The sequence below is a fragment of the Imperialibacter sp. genome, from assembly GCF_040222385.1.
GTDB lineage: Bacteria > Bacteroidota > Bacteroidia > Cytophagales > Cyclobacteriaceae > Imperialibacter.
In genome coordinates this window covers 284,450-305,195 of record NZ_JAVKDF010000021.1, presented here as the reverse complement: position 1 = coordinate 305,195, position 20,746 = coordinate 284,450, and the positions used below count along the sequence as shown (strand labels likewise).

Annotated in this window: 20 protein-coding genes; 10 read left to right on the top strand and 10 right to left on the bottom strand. The window is 48.7% G+C overall.

Annotated elements, in window-relative coordinates:
* Positions 1–215 precede the first annotated feature (215 nt).
* On the bottom strand, positions 216–1,829 hold the full coding sequence (locus RIG68_RS07500) for a tetratricopeptide repeat protein (RefSeq protein WP_350120591.1): 1,614 nt from the start codon (positions 1,827–1,829) through the stop codon (positions 216–218).
* 114 nt (positions 1,830–1,943) lie between these two features.
* Positions 1,944–2,282: a hypothetical protein gene (locus tag RIG68_RS07495; protein ID WP_350120588.1), complete on the bottom strand. Its 339-nt coding sequence runs from the start codon at positions 2,280–2,282 to the stop codon at positions 1,944–1,946.
* Between the two features lie 189 nt (positions 2,283–2,471).
* Between RIG68_RS07495 and RIG68_RS07490 the strand changes: the two genes are divergently transcribed.
* Positions 2,472–3,662: a sialidase family protein gene (locus RIG68_RS07490; RefSeq protein WP_350120586.1), complete on the top strand. Its 1,191-nt coding sequence runs from the start codon at positions 2,472–2,474 to the stop codon at positions 3,660–3,662.
* A gap of 481 nt (positions 3,663–4,143) precedes the next feature.
* Here RIG68_RS07490 and RIG68_RS07485 read toward each other — a convergent pair whose 3' ends face one another.
* Positions 4,144–5,733 carry an L-serine ammonia-lyase, iron-sulfur-dependent, subunit alpha gene (locus RIG68_RS07485; RefSeq protein WP_350120584.1) on the bottom strand — a complete coding sequence of 530 codons (1,590 nt, stop codon included), beginning with the start codon at positions 5,731–5,733 and terminating at the stop codon, positions 4,144–4,146.
* Positions 5,734–5,812: 79 nt separating this feature from the next.
* Between RIG68_RS07485 and RIG68_RS07480 the strand changes: the two genes are divergently transcribed.
* Together RIG68_RS07480 and RIG68_RS07475 are read left to right on the top strand one after the other, a co-directional pair.
* Complete coding sequence (locus tag RIG68_RS07480) at positions 5,813–6,676, top strand: TSUP family transporter (RefSeq protein WP_350120582.1); 864 nt, start codon at positions 5,813–5,815, stop codon at positions 6,674–6,676.
* Positions 6,677–6,687: 11 nt separating this feature from the next.
* On the top strand, positions 6,688–7,650 hold the full coding sequence (locus RIG68_RS07475) for an ornithine cyclodeaminase family protein (protein ID WP_350120579.1): 963 nt from the start codon (positions 6,688–6,690) through the stop codon (positions 7,648–7,650).
* 94 nt (positions 7,651–7,744) lie between these two features.
* On the opposite strand, the gene RIG68_RS07470 is transcribed toward RIG68_RS07475, so the two are convergent.
* Together RIG68_RS07470 and RIG68_RS07465 are read right to left on the bottom strand one after the other, a co-directional pair.
* A complete protein-coding gene (locus tag RIG68_RS07470; RefSeq protein ID WP_350120576.1) occupies positions 7,745–8,146 on the bottom strand; it encodes a hypothetical protein in 402 nt (133 codons plus the stop codon).
* A gap of 102 nt (positions 8,147–8,248) precedes the next feature.
* Entirely contained in the window at positions 8,249–9,421 is a 1,173-nt protein-coding gene (locus tag RIG68_RS07465) for a TlpA family protein disulfide reductase (RefSeq protein ID WP_350120573.1), read from the bottom strand.
* A 252-nt stretch (positions 9,422–9,673) separates the two neighbouring features.
* Here RIG68_RS07465 and RIG68_RS07460 point away from each other — a divergent pair, with 252 nt between their 5' ends.
* Positions 9,674–10,291 carry a hypothetical protein gene (locus RIG68_RS07460; RefSeq protein ID WP_350120570.1) on the top strand — a complete coding sequence of 206 codons (618 nt, stop codon included), beginning with the start codon at positions 9,674–9,676 and terminating at the stop codon, positions 10,289–10,291.
* A gap of 10 nt (positions 10,292–10,301) precedes the next feature.
* Here RIG68_RS07460 and RIG68_RS07455 read toward each other — a convergent pair whose 3' ends face one another.
* Positions 10,302–10,883, bottom strand: a complete 582-nt coding sequence (locus RIG68_RS07455; protein ID WP_350120567.1) for a Crp/Fnr family transcriptional regulator — start codon at positions 10,881–10,883, stop codon at positions 10,302–10,304.
* Between the two features lie 212 nt (positions 10,884–11,095).
* Between RIG68_RS07455 and RIG68_RS07450 the strand changes: the two genes are divergently transcribed.
* Positions 11,096–13,438 (top strand): response regulator, encoded by a 2,343-nt coding sequence (locus RIG68_RS07450; RefSeq protein ID WP_350120564.1) that lies wholly within the window; start codon positions 11,096–11,098, stop codon positions 13,436–13,438.
* Between the two features lie 557 nt (positions 13,439–13,995).
* Here RIG68_RS07450 and RIG68_RS07445 read toward each other — a convergent pair.
* The 3 genes from RIG68_RS07445 to RIG68_RS07435 all read right to left on the bottom strand — a co-directional run bounded on the left by RIG68_RS07445 (position 13,996) and on the right by RIG68_RS07435 (position 16,129).
* Entirely contained in the window at positions 13,996–15,294 is a 1,299-nt protein-coding gene (locus tag RIG68_RS07445; RefSeq protein WP_350120561.1) for an RNA polymerase sigma factor, read from the bottom strand.
* 13 nt (positions 15,295–15,307) lie between these two features.
* Entirely contained in the window at positions 15,308–15,643 is a 336-nt protein-coding gene (locus tag RIG68_RS07440) for a YciI family protein (RefSeq protein ID WP_350120558.1), read from the bottom strand.
* A gap of 111 nt (positions 15,644–15,754) precedes the next feature.
* A complete protein-coding gene (locus RIG68_RS07435; RefSeq protein WP_350120555.1) occupies positions 15,755–16,129 on the bottom strand; it encodes a VOC family protein in 375 nt (124 codons plus the stop codon).
* Positions 16,130–16,358: 229 nt separating this feature from the next.
* Here RIG68_RS07435 and RIG68_RS07430 point away from each other — a divergent pair, with 229 nt between their 5' ends.
* The 5 genes from RIG68_RS07430 to RIG68_RS07410 all read left to right on the top strand — a co-directional run bounded on the left by RIG68_RS07430 (position 16,359) and on the right by RIG68_RS07410 (position 19,936).
* On the top strand, positions 16,359–16,970 hold the full coding sequence (locus RIG68_RS07430; protein ID WP_350120552.1) for a Crp/Fnr family transcriptional regulator: 612 nt from the start codon (positions 16,359–16,361) through the stop codon (positions 16,968–16,970).
* Positions 16,971–17,055: 85 nt separating this feature from the next.
* Positions 17,056–17,547 carry a YybH family protein gene (locus tag RIG68_RS07425; protein WP_350120549.1) on the top strand — a complete coding sequence of 164 codons (492 nt, stop codon included), beginning with the start codon at positions 17,056–17,058 and terminating at the stop codon, positions 17,545–17,547.
* A complete protein-coding gene (locus tag RIG68_RS07420; protein ID WP_350120546.1) occupies positions 17,547–18,518 on the top strand; it encodes a zinc-binding alcohol dehydrogenase family protein in 972 nt (323 codons plus the stop codon). Before RIG68_RS07425 ends, RIG68_RS07420 begins: the two co-directional genes overlap by 1 nt.
* Before the next feature lie 123 nt (positions 18,519–18,641).
* Complete coding sequence (locus RIG68_RS07415; protein ID WP_350120543.1) at positions 18,642–18,794, top strand: hypothetical protein; 153 nt, start codon at positions 18,642–18,644, stop codon at positions 18,792–18,794.
* 140 nt (positions 18,795–18,934) lie between these two features.
* A complete protein-coding gene (locus RIG68_RS07410) occupies positions 18,935–19,936 on the top strand; it encodes an isoaspartyl peptidase/L-asparaginase family protein (RefSeq protein ID WP_350120540.1) in 1,002 nt (333 codons plus the stop codon).
* 79 nt (positions 19,937–20,015) lie between these two features.
* Here the strand turns inward: RIG68_RS07410 and RIG68_RS07405 are convergent, their stop codons facing one another.
* On the bottom strand, positions 20,016–20,690 hold the full coding sequence (locus RIG68_RS07405) for a MarR family winged helix-turn-helix transcriptional regulator (protein ID WP_350120537.1): 675 nt from the start codon (positions 20,688–20,690) through the stop codon (positions 20,016–20,018).
* Between the last annotated feature and the right edge of the window lie 56 nt (positions 20,691–20,746).

Here is a 20,746-nt window from a genome sequence, read left to right as displayed (position 1 = left end):
ACACGCCGGGATTTATTCCCCCAGAGTTTCTCGTAGAGGACTCTGAGCAAGGTTTGTCTATGTTTCGCAAAGCGGGTGAAGACATGTTGTCAGCTCTCAGACTACAAAAGTTTGGTCAAACAGCTTCCGCTGGCTAGCGAACTGAAATGCGGGGAACGGCTGGATCCCGGCGATCCGGTGAAACTTTTGTAATCTTTTCTTCCTGCCGATACGAATTATCTAACTGCCACCTTTTGAGCCGGAGCAAACTGGGAAATAATAGCTTTCACCTCTTTGGCTTCCTCTGTTCTGCCTAATGCCTCCAGGGCAGCTACCTTCCCACGCAGGGCTTTGTTACGATTTTTCCGGTTGCTCAACGACTGGTTGAACTGCGTCAATGCCTCTTCAGGTCTGTTTTGGGCCAGCAGCCAATCGCCGTATTGTTCAAAAGACGGGTAGGCGATGAAGGGAGGCCCCGAATCGTAGGAGCACTCGCTTTCCAGCTGGGTTGCTTGGGTGAGGTGGTCTTCTGTTAATACATTGTCACCTTTTAGCTGTGCCAGCAGCGCTTCCATTTGGTGAATCACTACCTGTGTTTTTTTCAGCCCTTCTTTGGTAGGTGCATACCTGGTGGGCCCGGCACTGCACATGGCTATGCCCTCGTCATTTACCAACAGGCTGGCTTTGCCGAGCTGGCGGTTAAGTCCGTCAATTTCCAGTTGCAAGCCTGTGGCGTCTTTTTCGTCGAAGGCCAGCATGCCATTAAAGAAATGCATCGCCGATTTCTCGGGAAGCCCAAGCTGTGAGTAGTCTACCTGCTGGGGTGTTAGCTCCTCCGGCCAGTATCCGGCCTCAATGCGTTGTTCGTTTTGCATGGTAATCAAATAGCTCTTCGAGGCAGTGGAATCTTGATGGTAAGCAATGATCTCAGCCAATAGATCGGCAGCTTTTTGATACTCGCCAGTCTGCAGGTAGCCATAGTGCAGCCAGGCCATGGCATGATAGCCTCTTTCCTTACCGCCAAGTCCTTTTGCTTCCATCCGGTGTAAGCTCGCCTGGTAGGAAGCAATGTTGGAGCTCACTACCTTGTCCCACATGCCAAGGGCCACGTAGATATGCGATGGCATGTGCAAAGCGTGGGAGGCGTCCGGTGCCACGGTTGCATATTTGTCGGCTGCTGTGAGGGCAATCTGTGCGTATTCAGGATCGTCGTTGGCGTGAATCATGTAGTGCAAAGCACCCGGGTGGGTGGGATTTTCTGCGATAATTCCTGCGGCCACCTCGGCGGACTTGTTGAGATTGTCCTGATTGGTGTAGCCGGCCCACATCAGGCCCAGGGCGTAGAAAGCAGCTACTTCCTGGTTGTCAGGATTGGCAGCATACACCTCAGCCATGTGATCGGCATAGCGCTGATTGCGTTCGTCGAGCTCGCCCTCTCCGTAAAGGATTTCTACACCTTCCCAGAAGGCTGCCTCCAGCTGATTCTCAGCTTTGCTCATCCTGGCTTCCCTGGTTTCGCCAACAGCCTGAATGACTTTGCGCCCTGCCTCGACATCTTGCAGCCCCCACAGTGCTCGGTAGTGAGTCATGGCCAGGCCCCAGTGAGCCATGAGCTCGTCAGGATCGGCCTCAATGGCTTTCTGGAAGGCCTCGTTCGCATCGTCATATTCGAAGCTATGCAGAAGCAAAAGTCCCTGGTCAAAGTGCTCTGTCGCTTGCTCTGAGATAGAGAAGCTGTGTTGCAGATTGCCCAGATGAGTGTCTTCACCTGTGGTCGTCTTTTGCGTGCAGGATGCTGAAGCAATGACGAAAAGTAAGAGTGTCAGGGAATTAACGGCAGGATTTTTCATAAGATGAAGGTACTGAAAAAAACGCATGTTAAGTAAATGATGTGCCTGGTGCAGCTACGGAGCGACAGGTGGCCGTCTACTTGTGCACAGATAATACTGCCCCCGGTAAATGCATTACTTTATCGTGCAGGCAAAATCATCTGGTTGCCAGTAGACTTTGCCATTTTTGAGTTTATCAGGCTCAATATCATCCCCAAGGGTTCCAATTGCCTTGCCTAAACAGTTGCGGACTTCGGGTGCGACAGTGGAGCAATTGGGACAGCAGTTGTCAACATAAAAAACCGTCATTCCCTTGTATTCAGCCTGATACACGTAAAAAAACTGAACAAGCCCGTATTCCTTTATAGTTTCTATTTCTGCATCTAACCAGGCCAAATCGTCGCAGGGAATATCATCCTTACACGAAAAGGTTAAAGCAATAATAAGCAGGAGGGGGAGAATATGTGATTTCATTGTTAATTCAGACGCTACATTAGGGTAAATAGTTGGGGAGCGGCTCTCCGATGCTCTTTAAGAGCATCCCGACGACAAGACGGTACTCTGTTCTTAGTCAGATTCTCTTTCGGGCAACATTAAGTCAAAAACGATTTACGCTCCCTTTGTAAACATTTTTTATCTTACCTCCACCAATCACCCTAAATCATGAAACACAAGACCCTATACCTCCTGGCCTGCTTTTTATGGGCTCACCTGTCTCCAGCCCAAAAGCCCTCCGACTTCATCATCAGCCAGCAACTCATCTTCCCCCCTCAGCCCGAGCACACCCACGCCAGCAGCCTGGTTATTTTGCCTAATGGCGACAAACTGGCCGTGTGGTTTCAGGGGAGTGGAGAACGTACAGCCGACGATGTGCGGCTGATGGGAGCCCGGCTGAAAAAGGGCGCAAAAACCTGGACGACGCCCTTCCTTATGGCTGACACCCCCGGCTTGCCCGATTGCAACCCCGTACTGTTCGTGAACGGAAGCGGTAAGCTTTTTCTCGTATGGATAGCCGTGCAGGCCCATCGCTGGGAGAACTCCATTTTGCGGATGCGTACCTCTACCCACTACAATACCGATGGCGCCCCGGATTGGGACTGGCAGGACAATATCCTGCTCGCTCCGGGAGAAGCCTTTGCTACTGAGGTGGCCGCTAAGTTCAAAGACTTGCCGGGCAACCCGGCTGGCTGGGCGGAGTATGCACCGTCGTACGACAAAATGATCATGGAGGCCAGCAAAGATGCCGGCAAAACCAGCATGGGTTGGATGACCCGCATCAAGCCCCTGGTATTGCCCAATGGCCGCATCCTGCTGCCGCTCTACTCCGACGGATTCAACATGTCGCTGGTGGCTATTTCGGACGATGACGGCACTACCTGGCGGGCCAGCCTGCCGATTGTTGGTCGTGGGCCGATACAGCCTGCCCTGGCGCAGAAAGAAAACGGCGACATCGTTGCCCTGATGAGGGACAGCGGCGATTCACCTCCAAGGGTGCACAAGAGCGTGTCGACCGATGGCGGGGAGTCGTGGAGTGCGACGGTGAAGACCGACATTCCGAACACCGCCAGCGTTGAGCTGCTGAAGCTGAAGGATGGCAAATGGGCCTTTTTGGGCAATGATATTGACGATGGCCGCTACCGGGTGAGCCTCTACTTTTCGGACGATGAAGGGGAGAGCTGGAAGTGGAAAGTACGCCTCGAAGACCACGATAAGGGCGACGGTAGCAGCTATTCTTATCCCTGCCTGCTGCAAGACGACAAAGGACTGTTGCACATCACCTATTCGTCCCGCACCAGCGAAACGGAGAAATCGATCAAGTACCTGGTGGTGGATCCGGCAAAGGTGGTGAGGTGAGCTGGCGAGTGAGACACAGGCCAGTGCATCAGATTCAATTTCTAAAATACTTGACAGAATTTTGATGCATTTCACGAGTATACTTGAAGGTGTGGGGTGAAAAAAGTAAAATAAACACACCGGCGAGTATGAAACGAATGTTTTCAAGATACCAACCAATAAAAGGACATAGGAACATCGCAAATGATAAAATGTAGCCAAATACTATCAAAGAAAATGTTATGTATTTCACGATATGAAAATACCATTTTTCTCTAAACTCTTCGTTTCCATTTTTAAACTCATCTGTCCTTAGCTCTTTTTCCATAAGTTCATAGCTACCGGCTTGGGAAGGTGTGTTTTATCGTTTGAGCTTACTTTTTTTGAATGAAGTGATTTTGGCTATCCGAATGATTACAGATTACAAACCCTATCATAGGTGTTCGAAATTTTTAAATCCAATCGGCTCATGAATAGTCGATAGAAGACCATGACGTGCAAATCAACAAACCTTAAAGAAGGTTTTGCTTTGAGCCTCTTCTTTTTCCGCCAGCATCGCTTCAATCTTCTTGGCCGTTTTGGTAATGGCCAATCCGCCGAGGCCGGTGCATCGCAGGGTGTTGGGAATGACATCGCCCACTTTCTTCATGGTCTCAATCACTTCATCCAATGGAATGACCTGATCATAATCGGCCAGCGCCATGTTGGCACAGGAGATAGCGGTAGAGGCAGCCATCACGTTTCGGTTCAGGCAGGGAGCCTCCACCCGGTCGGCCACCATATCGCAAATCATTCCCAGCGACGACTGCAACGTGATGGAGGCAGCCGTAAGCGATTGAGCAAGGGTGCCGTTTTTCAACACCACCAGTCCTGCGGCAGCCATGCCGGAACCAGAGCCGCATTCCGCCATACAACCACCTACCTCGGCGGCAAACGTAGCATGAGCCGAGATGAACACACCAATGATGCCGGCGGCCAGCATCGCTTTCACCATTTCATCCTGAGGTAATTCCAAAACGGTGGCAGTACCGATAATGGCGCCAGGCAGCGCACCGCACGAACCGGCAGTGGGCGCTGCTACGATGACACCCATTGAGCTTTTTACTTCCATCATCGCAGACGTGTAAAGCGTAACGGTATTGAGCACATCGCCTTCTACCAAAGTCTTCTTTTCCATCTGCTTTTTGAAGTTGACCGACTGCGGTCCCAGGATTCGGTCTTCATAAGAGGTGCCCTTTACGCCGATTTCAATGGCATTTTGCATGATGGCAACAATGGCCCGCATTTTTTCAAACACTTCGTCATGCGAAATAGCCCCTCTGGCGCTTTCGTAGTGAACTGCCAGCTCCCAGAGCGATAGGTTTTTGTCTTTGTTGTACTCCAGCATTGCTTCAGCTGTGATAAAGGGAACCTGTAGGTTCTTTCTGGCCAACACTGGCAGTACCGGCGACAGCTGTTTTATAACGAGCGTGCTTTCAAGTTGATGCATTTCGCCGATGATGTCCGATGAAATGAACTTATTTGACTTCACCTCTACAAAAGGCTGGTCACCACGGTGAATATTGATCTCATCACAGTCGATTGAACCCTTCAGGAAATCAGCCACCTTATCAGGCGACTTTGTATAGATCAGGGTTTCAAAGAAATCACCAGCCATTAACACCGGTGCACCATCAACTTCAATTACCTGAATCATTCCCCCGCCAGTTGATAGTGCGGTGAGTGTATGTGTTTCTTTCGGATTTTTTAAGGTGAGCTTATAGGTGTTGGGGTGGGTGGCGCCAATTGGGTGAATGTCGATAGTGATTTTAATACCTGCTTCATCTATCGCCCGCAAGTAGTTGGGCAGTCGTTCGTCGTAGGCTTCCCATCCCAGGAAACCACCAAACAAACCCATGTCAGAGCCTTGTCCCTTGTGGGTGGTGGCCAGCGAACCGTTCGGGTCAAACTCAATATTTACCTCCGTGATGTTTTCATCCATCAAATCTCTGCACAACCTGCCGATGCGAAGTGATGCAGCGCAGTGAGAGCTGGAAGGGCCCCGCATGACCGGGCCGATTACATCATTGAATATGCTGGGATAACTTTCCATGGACTGTAAATTTTAAGAGATGGCTCATCAATTTAAGAAATTTGTTTCATTATTTGCAGCTCCCATCAACAGGTTATCTATGATTACAATTATCTGGACTGTTTTAGTGCTGCTGGCTATTTGGATCGCAGTTGTTCTCTTTCTCGACTATCTAAAACACCGCACACAACTGGAGGGTAACAGTTGGACAAAAACAGGATTGATAGGGTTGGTTGGTAATTTCTTTGACACGCTGGGCATCGGCTCCTTTGCCATTGAAACTGCACTGCTGAAATTCACGAAGCAAACAGAGGATCGATTGTTGCCTGGAACCCTTAATGTGGGAAACGCCATTCCGACCATGGCGCAGGCAATTATCTTCATACGAATTGTGGAGGTGGAACCATGGACGCTGGTACTGATGGTGGTGGCTTCGGGTGCAGGTGCCTTGCTGGAGGCTGGAATAGTGGCGAAGTTACCTGAGAATGTCATCAGGCTCACCATGGGTATCGCCCTTCTCATCACAGCGTGTTTTATGGTGGCTACTAAAATGAACTGGATAGAAGGAGGAGGAGAGGCGATTGGTCTTGCCGGGGGCAAGCTAATGTTGGCGGTGGCTGCCAATTTTGTGCTGGGGGCGATTATGACAGCGGGTATCGGACTGTATGCGCCGTGCATGGCCCTGGTATTTGCGTTAGGCATGTCTCCCGCCGTGGCATTTCCCATCATGATGGGCTCTTGCGCCTTCCTGATGCCCATGGCCTCATATCGTTTTATTAAAGAAGGGGCCTATAACAGAAAAGCTGCCTTTGCGATTGCCATGGCAGGCCTTATAGGGGTATTCATAGCAGCATTTGTAGTGAAATCATTGGAGTTGGATACCCTGCGCTGGGTGGTGCTCGGCGTGATTCTTTATACTGCTGCGGTCATGCTTCGGGCAGGCCTTCGAAACCAGGAAAACTAAACAGTTGTCGCATGCTTGTATTGCAAAATGAGTTAATGGGCGATTTACTTTCCTTCTCGGAAGTAATAGAGGAAGTTGAGAACGCCATGATCGCCTATGAAAAGCAGGAGGTGATTGTTCCTTTGCGCATGCATATCGAAAAAGGGAAGAATACAATGATTTGCATGCCGGCCTGGGGCGATCATTATTTTGCCAACAAGCTGGTGAACGTATTCCCGGCGAATCGGGATAAAAACCTGCCCGTCAATATCGGTGCACTTGTGTTGAACAATGCTGAAACCGGGGAGGCGCTGGCGCTGATGAATGCCTCGAAGATAACCGCTCTCCGTACAGGGGCCCTGGGTGCCATTGGCATCAAGTACCTAACGCCTTCAGACACCTCAAGTTTTGGATTGATAGGATGCGGCGTGATGGGCCTTCATCTGGCAGCGATGACTTGCACGGTTCGGAAGATATCAACCGTCCATTACCTGCATCGGTCGAAGAGTGGTGCCGACCGTTTGACCGCCTTTATGCAATCCTATTTTCCCGAAGTGGCAATAGAGGCGAGTTATTCCGCAGAAGAGTTACTTGGTAAAACAAATGCCGTGATTGCGGCAACGCCCTCCCCGGTACCAGTATTGCCTGACGACAGCCGTCTCTTGAAAGGAAAGTGTTTTATCAGCATAGGCTCTTTTAAACCCTCCATGCAGGAGTTGCCCGATGAAGTGTTTAAACTCGCTGGCAGGTTGTTTATGGATTCTGAAGATGCCCGGGTGGAACCGGGGGATTGTATTAACCCGGTCAAGAAGGGAATTCTAAAGGAAACTGATCTGCTTACGCTTGGAAAATTAATTACCAAAGAAGCAAGCGTTGATGTTCAGCAGACGACTGCTTACAAATCGGCTGGCATGGCGGTTTACGATTTGTTCGTAGCGCAGGCCATGTATAAAAGGGCGGTGCAGTCCAATAAGGGCACCCCGGTAGCGTTTTAGTCTTTCGAGCTGGGGCAATTTCGACGCTCGCAGCAAACCTTATGGCAGCAATGGATGAAGTTGCTTGCGTGTGAGACAAACGCCAAAACTACCATTAAGCATCTTCACGAGGCCATCCCAGGTAGCAGGCCAATAAGCCCAGGGGAAGGAAAAGTACGATCAAGTACCTTCCATAGTTAGCCAGCACGTAATTGCCGGAATCCAGGGGGTCGTAGTAGATACGCACATGCTGGTCGTCGGTGCCCCTGGTGAGTGTTTCTCTTTCCTCGTCTTCGCTGATGTGATGGACCACACCTTCACCGTCGGTAAAGTCCATCAGCGTTAATAGTTCCGCCTCCGGCCCGTCGGTATTTAGCACCGTCCCCGTAATGATGGCCTCGGTGGGCGTCCAGTAAAGTTGTGCATAGAGGTAGTTCAAAGGAACAAGAACGCTGGTTGCTACCAAAGCCACTCCCGGGATGAGAAACCAGAGTTGAAAGAGCTTAAAGTTTTTCATTTCTTCGGGGATTTATGTTTCTACAGAAGCCATCGGCTGCACTACGTTATTAAAAAAATCTGATAAATTATGAGGGCAACTATCACCTCCAGAATGGCGTTTTCATAAATTCTCTTCAATAGACGCTATCAACTCCTCCTTGTTAAAGCCCTCTCGCATATAAATGAATCTTCCAGCTTTGTCCAGCAATATGAATGTTGGTGCCCCAAGTGTTTCATATGCTTTGGCAACTAATTTGCCGTTGTACAAGGTTGGGTACTTAATGCTGTATTTTTTGATATAGCTGGATAATTTATCCAGATCTGAGTCCAGCGTCTCTACTCCGTATACCCTCAAGCCTTTACTCCGATACTTTTCCTGAATATCATTTATATCGGGCACCGATTCTACACACCCTTTGCAATAGGGGAACCAAAACTCAAGAAGCACGAGGTGTCCGATTTGACTTGCCAGGCTAACCGAATCGCCGTCAACCATAGGCAGCTTCCAGTCAGGCGCTTCAACGCCAATTTTTCCAGACATTTCAGCCGCCTCGCTGGCATAAAATTCGTCATAAGTTTGTCTGACAAATTCCTGTGGATATCGCTCATAATTCCAAACACTGTCTGGTCTGGTGGCTTTTGTACTAATGTTCTTGAAAGTGACTAGTTTAAAGCCTTTATTATCAGGGGAAATCGTTCTGTAGCTAAATGGCAAATAGGTGTCTTTGTTGATGAGTAATTCTTGCTCAAACACCGTCCCTTCTTGGTTTATGATGTCCACTCCAGCCACAATATTTCTGTTTTTTAACTGGATGTTGAATTTGTAATACGACTGATTATCAATGATCTCATCCTTCTGCTGAACAATGGTAACGGAAGAGTCTTCCAGCATTTTCGGCAACAATGTCCGTAACGTAAGTAGTGAATTTTGCATCCAAAAGGAACCACCCACATGGTTCCTGGTTGGGTTGTTCATGTACAAAATTCGTTTATCTTCTGTGCTGCACATGAACGCCGTTTTCCCGTCAAAAACTTCCTTCCCATATTTTGATTGGAAAAGATATTTTGCTGCTATGAGCGTATCCTGACTCGAAAAATCATAAAAGGAGGTTGCGGTTTCTCTATCATCAATTCCTCTATCATGGTCGACCCTTTCAAAGACATATTCGTATTCGATGGTCTCTAAGGAATTGAGCTTCGAAATTGTATTTTGAAGTATATCGCCATCATTCACCCGACAACAGGTAGCCGTTATGATAAACGTGAAAAATATATAGTATGATAATCGTTTCATTATCAATAGCCCCATGTTAGTAACTCAAATATGAATTGGTATTTGTACATGGACTGACTCACTTTCTGATCATAACTGTACCAATCTACCAAAATTTCTGTGACGGAAAAACGCCAATAATCAGTAGCAGGTGAGAATCAGACCTGCCAGACTTTTTTGACTAAGACTTTTCTCACCACCCTCCTCCTTTCTTGACTCAAGTCAATGAACCGCACCTGCCGTTGCCAGACCTTTGAATCAAAAAAAGGAACTATGAAGAACAGAATTATTTTTTCAGTGCTATTGTGGGCTACTTTCTCGGTCAATGCTGATGCTCAGTCGGGAGACAAAGACAGCACTTACCGGCGACACTTTATTGGAAGTACACTTTTCGTACTAGCCACCCCTATTTTAACTCCATCGCCGGAATACTTTCAGTTGAACTATGGCTACCGGATCACTCGAAAAGACGTGCTGTCGGTGGAGGCTATTACCTGGTTGTACGGTGGCCCTCTTGGCAGGCCCTATGGCCCCGACTACGAAAAAGAGGCGTCCGGTTTTCCTGGAAGCGTAAGGGCTTTTGGTGTTGGGTTGGCGTACAAGCGGTTTCTTTGGAAACGCCTGTACGGGCAGGTGCATTCCACTGCATTCCGTCAAAACTATTTGGATGAAAACGATGAGAAAATCCAAAGCGGGTTTCAGCTTTTCAACACGTTAAGGTTTGGCTATCAGCTAAGGTTGTTTAAGAACCGGGTGTTTATTGAGCCGTCCGTAGCGGCTACGTGGTGGCCTGTGAATACTAATTTACCTGCCTCCTTTCAGGTTCAAGAAGACAAGTGGCGCAACTTCTTCCTTTTTGAACCGGGAATGCACTTTGGCATCAACTTCTAGCTGACGGACGCTATTTAATCGTGATACGTTTTCTGATTCTTGAAAGTGTTTCAGGTTTGACGCCAAGGTAGCTGGCTATTTGATACTGGGGAACCCGGCTCAACAAGTCGGGTCTCTCTTCTAACAAATACATGTATCTCTCCTCAGGACTTTTTTGGGCGAAGGCTTCTACCTTGTCGGCTTTTTCGCCCATCATCCTTTCAAACTCCATACGGCACATAGTTTCAAAACGAGGAAATTTTTTGTAGAAAGCAGCCTCTTTTTCTGCGTTGTTCACTGTTACGGTAGTCTTTTCCACGCAAACGAAGAAATGCCTGGAAGGGGCTTGATTCGCAATACTGTTGAAGTCTGCCGCTGTATGCCCTTCGGTATAAAAATCGGTTGTAATTTCTTCACCATCAACAATAGCATACCTTCTGATGCATCCCTGACGAACAGAATAACCCTCCCTGGCTACTTGCCCTGCCTTCAACAGGTGAGTACCTTTGTTAAACGTTTTTACAGGAAATGCCTGTTCAATGGCCCTGCTTTCCTCTTCCGATAGGCTTCCCAGCCCGGGTATTTGCACCTGTGAAACGTTAATGGTAGTCATTTGATAAAATTAATTCTTGTTTCGGAGATTCCCAGACCCGGAGCGTTTGAAATAGTAACGGTGCTCGCCAGACAATTCCCGCATTCTGACTCCGGCTACCGTGGTTGTCCCACCTCCTGACCTTTTCAACATCTAAAACGCAGACATTCGTCGGAAGCGAAACATGTTGTTCATACAATTTCATAACTTGAAGTGCCACTTTAGTATCATATATGTTGCGGATTTTTATCTGGTTTCTGCTTTTTGCCATTTCCACACCATTGCCGGGGCAGGTTGCGCACGACGGAGTGGCCAACCTGACTAACTGGGATTTGGAAAATGAACCCACCAAAGCATTAAACGGAACGTGGCATTTCTATCCTTCTCAGCTTATTCCCACCAGCTCAGGCCAGCAAAAGCCGTCCCCGGGTATTATTGAAGTTCCTGTTAGGTGGGACCAAAGTGATCAGTACCCTGCACAGGGATTTGGGTCGTATGAGCTAACCATTATCAAAAAAACGGACGTACCTCTTGCCATCAGAATACCGGATGTTTTTAGCGCCTACCACCTTTATGTAAATGGTGAACTGCTGGCCAAAGTGGGGACGCCGGGGAAAGATGCAGCTTCATCCCAGCCGGGCAGGCAAGTGAAATTGGTGCCTCTGGGTGAGATTAAAGTGGACACGCTGAGGCTGATTATCCACATTTCCAACTTCACACATACGAAAGGTGGTATCGGAAAGCCGCTGATTATTGGTTCCTACGATGTGCTTGCTCAGGAAAAGTTTCTGCTTGGAGCCTACGATATTTTCCTTACCGGTTGTTTGGTGATGGGCTGCTTCTTTTTTCTCGGTTTGTTCTTCTTCGGCAGGCAGGAAAAGGTGGCGCTCTACTTTGCTATTTTCTGTTTGGCATACTCCTACAGGGTTATTGGCACCGATAATTATTTGCTGCACGACCTGATCGATATGCCCTACCGCCTGGGCATTATACTCGAGTTTTCTTCGCTGTATATTTGCGGCTATGTCTTTGCTTTATACGTCAAGAACCTATTTCCTGACGATTCTCCGGAAGTATTCCTCCGTTATTTCTCCTACTTTTCTCTGGGCTGGGTAGCTCTGGCTTTTTTACCGGTTTCCATCCTGAGCAGCATCAACGTGGCCTACCTTTTCGCCATGTTGTTTTTGATAGGAGTCACCTGCTTTGTTTTTGTGAAAGCGCTGGTCAATGGCAGGCTGGGCGCTCATTACTCTATTTTTAGTACCATAGGTGTAATGCTCGTTTATACGATAAAAACACTTAGCTACTTCCAGGTGGTGGAAGAAATTGTCATCCTGACGATGCTGGGGCAGCTTCTCTTTTTTCTGTTACAGTCACTTATTTTGTCCAGTCATTTTTCTGACTCATGGAGACAAGCCAATGCTGCCGCTGAAAGAGCTGCACAGGCTAAATCAGACTTCCTGTCGGTGATGAGTCATGAAATCAGGACCCCGCTCAATGCCGTGATTGGTTCAACTTATCATATGATCAGTGAGAATCCGAGGGAAGATCAATTGAAAGACCTGAGCAACCTGAAGAACTCTTCGGAAAACCTGCTTACGCTCATCAATAATATTCTTGATTTCAGCAAAATAGACGCAGGGAAGATAAAATTTGAAGAAGTAGACACGTTGTTTAAACCGTTTTGCAGTGGGGCAGTGGCCATGCTGAAACCTATTTCCGACCAGAAAGGAATAGGTCTCCATTTGGACTACGACGACAACCTGCCCGAAGTACTTAAGCTGGACAAGACCAGAGTGAACCAGATCCTGACCAATCTGCTGGGCAATGCTATCAAGTTTACCGACACTGGCTATGTAAAACTCAAAGTCGCCCGGGAGTATCAAAAGGGTAAATCAGTAGCTGTCAGATTTCAGGTAGAAGACACCGGCATAGGGATAGACGAGAACACGAAGTCGTTCATCTTCCAGTCTTTTCAGCAGGCTAATAATTCTATTTCCAGAAGGTATGGAGGAACCGGATTGGGGCTGACAATTACCAAAGGCCTCGTGGAGATGATGGGATCAGAGATTATTCTGGAGAGCAAGCCATGCGTTGGTTCCACCTTTTCTTTTACCCTGCAATTGGAAGAAGGAGAGCTGAATAATCTGGAGAGGAAGTCGCTGCAGTCGTTTGACCTGGAAGGATACAAGGTGCTTTTGGTAGAAGATAACCCAATGAACATCATGATTGCTGAGCGGCTGCTGAAGAAATGGAAGCTGAAAGTGGTGGTGGCTATCAACGGGAAAGAGGCGTTGGAGAAAGAAAAGGAGGAAAACTTCGATCTCATTCTTATGGATCTGCAAATGCCGGAGATGGACGGCTATGAGGCCACCAAACTTTTAAGAAAGAAAGGGTTTACCAGGCCTATCATAGCGCTGACAGCGTCTCCAATGGAACACGATGCAACGAAACTGAAAGTTTTAGGACTGGATGGTATGGTGTCAAAACCATATAACCCCGATGATTTGTATGCGAGCGTGTCAGAAAAACTTGCAACGGGAGCAGCCAGGACAACCGATACTGGTAATTCTTAAAGGCACACAAGCCTTTGTGCCGGTAGTGGTTAAGCGCATGTCTCCCTACCTGTAAAGGGCTTATGAGGGGTATAGTAAAGGCGTTAAAAGAGGTGAGATAACGCCTTATCGGAGGTGAGTAAAGGGCTTAACAGGAGGCTGCGGTGCGCACCATAGATGGTCAGTGGTAGGCAGCATAGGTGGTGAGTGGTGCGCAGCAAAGGTAGTGGATGGTGGGCAGGTGTCGGTACGGCGAGCTTAGCCTACTGGGGAGGAGCCGTCAGATGCCGGAAAGGAAATCTAGCCCTCTTTACTCGTCATTACCACTAAAACCGGGCCAATTGGGGTGTTTAGGAAAGCGGATGGGTGACGAAGGTACAACAGCGCTTGTCACTCGCAGTGAAGCGGAGCCGACTCAGGAACGAAATCCCGTGACCTAGCGGTGTTTTTATCCAACTCAGTGCCATTATCATGGGGATACCGTTCCACGTCGGCTCCCTCGTTCCTCGCTATAGACATGACGTTGCTATGGAAACGGCGGATGTGGATGTTGTATAACAAAAGCACCCTCAACTACGTCACTTCGATCCGCCAACCGGCGTAGAGAAATCCACAGACCTGGCACTGGATTCAAAAGACTTACAACTATAGTCAGGAGATGTCATCCCCGCCTTCTTCTCCTCCAAATACTCCCTCTCTAAGCTATTGGTGCAAGTGCTAATGGCCTTGTCGATGGCGGCGAGGGCCTGGGTGGGTTCGCCGTTTTTGGCGTAGTACTCGGCGTAGGTGCCATGAAGGAGGTAGGTGCGCTGGCTCATGGCAGCAGCATCAATGGTGTCCAGTTCCTTTTTGGCGTCGGCCAACCGCTCCATTTGGAGGTAACTAATGGCCCGGGAAAGCCGGATGCTGTCGGAAGGCATCAACTCAAACATCTCGTTGTAGTAGTCGATGATCTGCTGCCAGTTGGTGTTCTCAAACTTGATGGCCCGGATATGTTCGGCGGCAATGCCCGCTTCCAGGTGATAAATGGACTGGTCCGGGTATCGCATGGCTTTGTTGAGAGCATCATTCCCCAACACAATGAGGGGGAAATGCCAGGTTGAACGATCCTGGTGTTTGAGGTCTACGATTTTACCATCAACAATCTTGGAGTCGAGCCGGGAAGCGTGAAAGCACAGCAGCCCAAAGAGGGCATACAGATGGCCTGAACGGAATTGCTCCTTCACGAGGAGCAGTTGGCACAGGCGCAGGGCCTCGCCGCAAAGGTCTTTGTCGATGAGCTGGTTGAGCTTGGTGGAATGGAAGCCTTCGTTGAAAATGAGGTAGATGATCTGCTGTACCGCCGATAGCCGGTCGTTAATCTCGTTGGCTGCGGGGTAGTCGAGGGTAATGGCTAGCTCCTGGATCTTCTTTCGGGCCCGGACGAGCCTTTTCTTGATGGTCTCTTCTTTCTGCAGTAGCGCCACGGCTATTTCCTTCATAGAAAACCCTGAAATGGCTTTGAGGGCAAAGGCGATTTGCTCTTCTCTGGAGAAGGCGGGGTGGCAAGCCACAAAGAGCATCCTCAGCTGACTGTCCTGCACTTCGTGGTCGAGAAAGTATTCGTTGATTTCGAGGGTGGCCGCACCATGCACAGTTTTCTCGTGTCGCTGTTTTTGGGCATTGATTTGCCGCATCAGGTCAATGGCCCTGTTCTTCGCCGCCTGAGTAAGCCAGGCTTGGGGGTTGTCGGGCTGAGCCTGCCGCCACTTGAGCGAGGCTTGCAAAAAGGTATCCTGAATGGCGTCTTCAATCAACTCCAGGTGAGCAAGGCCGAAGATTTTTGACAAAATGGCGACCAGCTTTCCGTACTGATGCCGGAAAAGATGGTCGACCATGCTATGGGGCTGCTTACCTGTCAAACTTCACCACCTCACGAATTTCTACTGTTCCGCCAAGGTGATAGTCAGGATAATCCTGGGCTATTTTGGCAGCCTCTTCAAAACTGTCGGCAGCAGCGGTATAGTAGCCGCCTATGAGCTCTTTGCTTTCTACGAATGGCCCGTCGGACTCTATCCTGTCAGGCCCGGATATGCGTTTTCCCTTAGCATAAAGTGCTGCACCACCTCTCAGAATGCCCTGCTCCTTCATTTTATCGCCCCAGGCAAACCACCTGCCCATTTGGGTTTGTATTTCCTCTGGTGAAAGGCCCAACTCGTCGTAGCTGGCCCCTATAAATATCATCATGAATTCTTTCATTGTTTACTCTTATTATGGTTAATAAACTTATGCATTTTTCTTCAACCTGAAATCATCAGGTCTTTAAATCCTCACATCCCGGACGGCTGGCCTGTTCAATCAGTTCCTCGAATGAAAGGCCACCCTGTTTCCTTCCGTGTCGATGAACTGCGCCATAAACCCGTTGGGGCCCAGGGAGGTCTTGGGGACGATGATTTTGCCGCCGGCTTTTTCCACCCTTGAGAGCGGGGTTGTCAGGTCGTCGCCACCGTTGAGGTACACCAGGGCTCCTTTGTCGGAAGGTTCGCAGCCCGGACCGAAGGCAATGCCACCACCAACGCCGTTTTCCCAGTCGGCAGGGAAGAACGCCATGGTCATGCCCATGGCTTCCATCGACATGGTTTCCATTTTCGCATCCAGCACTTTTTCGTAGAACGACTTGGCCCTGTCGAAGTCTTTGGCTGGCACTTCAAACCAGTTGATTGCATTTTTCATCTTGTTAGTTGTTTTGGTGAAACATGATTTGCCCTATGACGAGGCCGGGTTTGGGAAAGGGGACAAGTGGGAGGGAAGTTTTTTTCTGAGTGTGCTATAGGGAAGCGAAAGCTAGCGGCGTGGGAATTTCCCGGATAACTGCATCCGCTGCAAACGAAGGCCATGGGTGGATTCAAATTAATTCAATATATTCGGTCAAAATTGAAATAGATGAGCCTATGATCGGTCCATGCCCACCCCACGGACCTCACATTACCTCATGCAAATCGCTTCGCTGATCGCTTACTTCAATTCCTTTCTCCCTCTCACAGAAGAAGAGGTGGCTGAGTTAGGGCAGGTGGTCAATCGGAGGACGATTAAGCGGCGTCAATTCATCCTTTCCCCGGGAGATGTGTGTAAGCATTACCATTTCATTGTGGAAGGCTGTTTCAAAATGTACAAGGTGGACGAGGCCGCCAGAGAACACAACCTTCACTTTGCCGTCGAAAACCAGTGGATCACCGATATCGGGAGCTTTCATGCCGGGAGCCCCAGTCAGCTCTATATCGAGGCCATTGAACCATCGGTGGTTTTGCAGATTGCCAAGCCGGACCTGATTCAATTTTACGAAAAAAGCCTGAAATTCAATCGGATTTTTCGGGTGATGGTTGAAGATGAATTCGTACTCCTTCAAAACAGGCTGTTGCAAACCATTAGCACTCCGGCAGAGCAGCGATACCTGGAATTTATCAAGCTGTACCCCCATCTGTTCAACCGGATTTCCAATGTGCAAATCGCTTCCTACCTGGGTATCACTCCTGAGTTCCTCAGCAATATTCGCAAAAAACTGAGCCAATCTTAAGATAGTTTAAGACTCCTTCTTAAAGTGCTTTATAGGTCGATCGTTCGCCCATGGCCGACCTTTGTCATGTACAAAATCAGCAAAAATGAAAAAGTTTATCACGCCCGTACTAGCTCTTACCCTGTTGGGGGCCTGTGCGGACAATCAGTCAGCATTATCAAACACTAAAACTTTAGAAATCATGCAAAAACAAGACAAAGAAGCCATCGAAGCATTGTTACAGACTTACAAAAAGTCGTTGAATACCGCAGACGCCCACCTTGCGCAGCGCCTTTACACCAAAGACGGAATTTTTATGCCAACAGAGGCGCCTTCTGCCATTGGCGCAGAAAACATCCTGAAAGCGTATGAATTCATTTTTACACAAATACATTTGAGTATTGAATTCTATGTGGAAGAAATAGTAGTTGAAGGTGATTGGGCGTTTGCCGTGACGAGTTCAAAAGGCACCACGTTGATCCATGCCCTTGATGAGACCGTGCCTGAGGCCAACCGGGAGCTGTTTGTTTTCGAAAAGGTAAATGGCGAGTGGAAAATTGCCCGATATATGTTTAACAAAACAGAACCAAAAAGCTAATGAAAGCAGCAGTAACAACGCAGGCAGGAGCACCGGAAGTTATTGAAATCAAGGAAGTAGCCCGGCCGGAAATCAAATCTGGCTGGGTGCTTATAAAAGTCATGGCTTTTGGGCTGAATCGGTCTGAAATTTTTACCCGCAGGGGCGAGTCGCCAGGAGTTGAATTCCCACGAATCCAGGGGATTGAATGTGTTGGTATTATCGGGGAAGACCCATCGGGCACGTATCAAAGCGGACAGCAAGTGGCCTCTATCATGGGCGGAATGGGACGATTTTTTGATGGTAGCTATGCTGAATATGCACTTGTGCCTTTGGAAATCGTATTTCCCTTCACAAGTAAACTTTCGTGGGATATTCTTGGAGCCATTCCTGAGATGTTTCAGACCGTCTCCGGCTCACTGAACCAGGCATTGGAAATTGCAGCTGGTGAAAAGCTTTTGATCCGTGGTGGTACATCATCCATCGGCATGTTGGCCTGCCAATTGGCGAAATCCAAAGGCGTGACCGTTATTGCCACCACCAGAAACCCAGATAAAAAGCAGGCCTTATTGGATAACGGAGCAGAGTACGTCGTGATTGATAAGGGCCATGTGAAGGATCAGATAAGGGAAATATATCCTGATGGCGTGGACAAAGTTCTTGAGTTAATCGGAACACAAACGCTGAAAGATTCCTTGCAGTGTATTGCCCCAAAGGGGATCGTTTGCATGACCGGGATACTTGGGAATGAATGGACGATGAAGGAATTTACTCCCATGAGAGATATCCCTTCGCTTGGGCGACTGACCGTTTATATGGGAGAATCGAAGAACCTTTCCAAAGAGCTTCTGCAGGAATTTATAACCGAAGTGGAGAAGGGAACCATCAAGCTGAACATTGATCGTGTATTCAACCTTGATCAAGTGGCGCAAGCTCATCAATACATGGAGAATAACCAGGCAAAAGGTAAGATTGTCGTGGAAGTGAAATAAATGCCATTCAACAAACGAAAGAGGCCTTGCCATAAAGCCTGCGTGGCATCGACATTCCGGTATGTCCGCCTCGGGATAGCGATCGGAGCGGAAGGCAATCATTGTCAAGCAGTGTAAATCAGCATGGCGCCAATCTCCCGGATGATGGCAGTGATTTACAACGGCGTTGCTGTTATTGAGCCTGAATTCAGAGTAGATGCGCTACAAGCGCAAATCTCGTACACCCTCGTTGCAAATGAGGGCGATGGGGGAAGCACAGAAAAACAATCTTTTTAATACCTATTCAGTAAAGCGCTAAGTGAAAGAAAAAGGGCGTTGCTTGTTCTTGTCACCCTATCCCGCCACCAATCCACAATCCACCCTCCGCAATCCCAAATTTTTACTAGTTTCAGCCCTTCATCTCAAATCCGATACCCATGTCCTCTAACAGAAGAGATTTTATCCGCAAGTCTGCCCTTGGGGCAGGTGTATTAGGCGTGTCGTCATTGGCGGCGTGTGCCAGTGAAGGTGAGCAGAAGCAGGCTTCCGGGCCCGATCCGTCCACCACAGGCACAAAGCCCATCGTTATCGCTACCTGGGCACATGGCATGCCTGCCAATGAAAAGGCCTGGGAGCTGCTGAGCCAGGGCAAAAGCAGCCTCGATGCTGTTGAGGCAGGCGTGAGGGTAGTGGAGTCGGATTCGGAGGTGCAGACCGTTGGCCTCGGTGGCTTCCCCGACAGGGATGGTGTGGTGTCACTCGATGCCTGCATCATGGACTACGACAGTCGCTGTGGTTCCGTAGCATTTCTTGAAGAGATAGAAAACCCGATTTCGGTGGCCCGCAAGGTCATGGAGGAAACTCCCCATATCATGCTGGTAGGAGAGGGGGCTCAGCGCTTTGCCGTGGAGCAGGGCTTTGAGCGCAAAAACCTGCTGACGGAAAAATCAAAGGAAGCATACGAGAAATGGCTGGAAACGGCGGAATACAAGCCGGTCATCAATATTGAAAACCACGATACCATCAGCATGCTGGCATTGGACAGCCAGGGTAGACTTGCCGGCGCTTGCACCACTAGCGGAGCCGCCTGGAAAATGCACGGCCGTATTGGTGATTCTCCGATCATTGGCGCTGGCCTCTTTCTCGATGGAGAGGTAGGCGGCGCTTGTGCTACCGGTTTGGGTGAAGCTGTGATCAGGGTAGCGGGCAGTGCCATGGTGGTGGAGCTGATGCGCAATGGCATGAGTCCGGGAGAGGCGTGCAAGGCCATTGTAGAGCGCATTGCGGCGAAGCATCCTTCTGTGGCAGATTTGCAGGTAGGTTTTCTGGCATTGGATAAATTTGGCAACTACGGATCTTATGCTATACACAAAGGCTTCAACTTTGCTGTGTACAACAACAATGGAAATACGCTGATTGATGCGGTGAGTAAGTATTGAATTAGACAGTGGACAGTCGGACAGTCAGACATTCAGATAGTCCGAGAGTCCGAACATCCGACAGTCTAAGCATCTGAGCTCAACATTCCTTCGCTGAAAGCTCCAACTGATCGAACAGATCGTCAATGGTGTCGGGGAGTTTTTGATGGTAAACGGGTTGATGGAAATGATCGAGTTGTTGACCAAGGGCTACCAACTGAAATTTTTGCTCCTCAGTCAGGTTGCCTCCAACAATCTGGCTTACTTTGCTCACCTTGCCTATGGCCGCAAAAAGCGCCCCTTTGCCCATATCAGTAATCATCATCAGCTTGCTTCTCCCATCCTCTGGGTTCGCTTTTTCTTGAATTAACCCCCTGTTTCTCATGCGCTTAATGATCTCCATGCCTGCTGATTTTTCCAGCACATTCTCTTCAATAAGCTGCTTCTTGCTCTTCTCCCCCTCAAAGTGGAGGGAAATGGCAAACGAGAATTCCTCCACTGTGGAAATCACACTGTCGGCCAGTGCTATTTTGGTGTAAAGCCTGGCGTAGCGATTGAGCCTGCTCACCAGGTTCACTATCATATCGTCCACCATCATGCCCTGCGCCCTGCCTTTCCAGTCAGGTCGTTCAGCTGCGTTGAAGTCACTTCCTTTCTGCAAGCGCTGCTGTAGCCAGGTACTGAAATTAGTCACTTGATGGCTCCGAACATCTGGGTGGTCAGCCTCAAACTCCTCGGTTAACGCAATAAGTTCACGATAGAGCGGATTGATCATAGTAAAATGTTAACACACTAAATTAATTTATTTTAAAACAAAAAAACACTAATTAT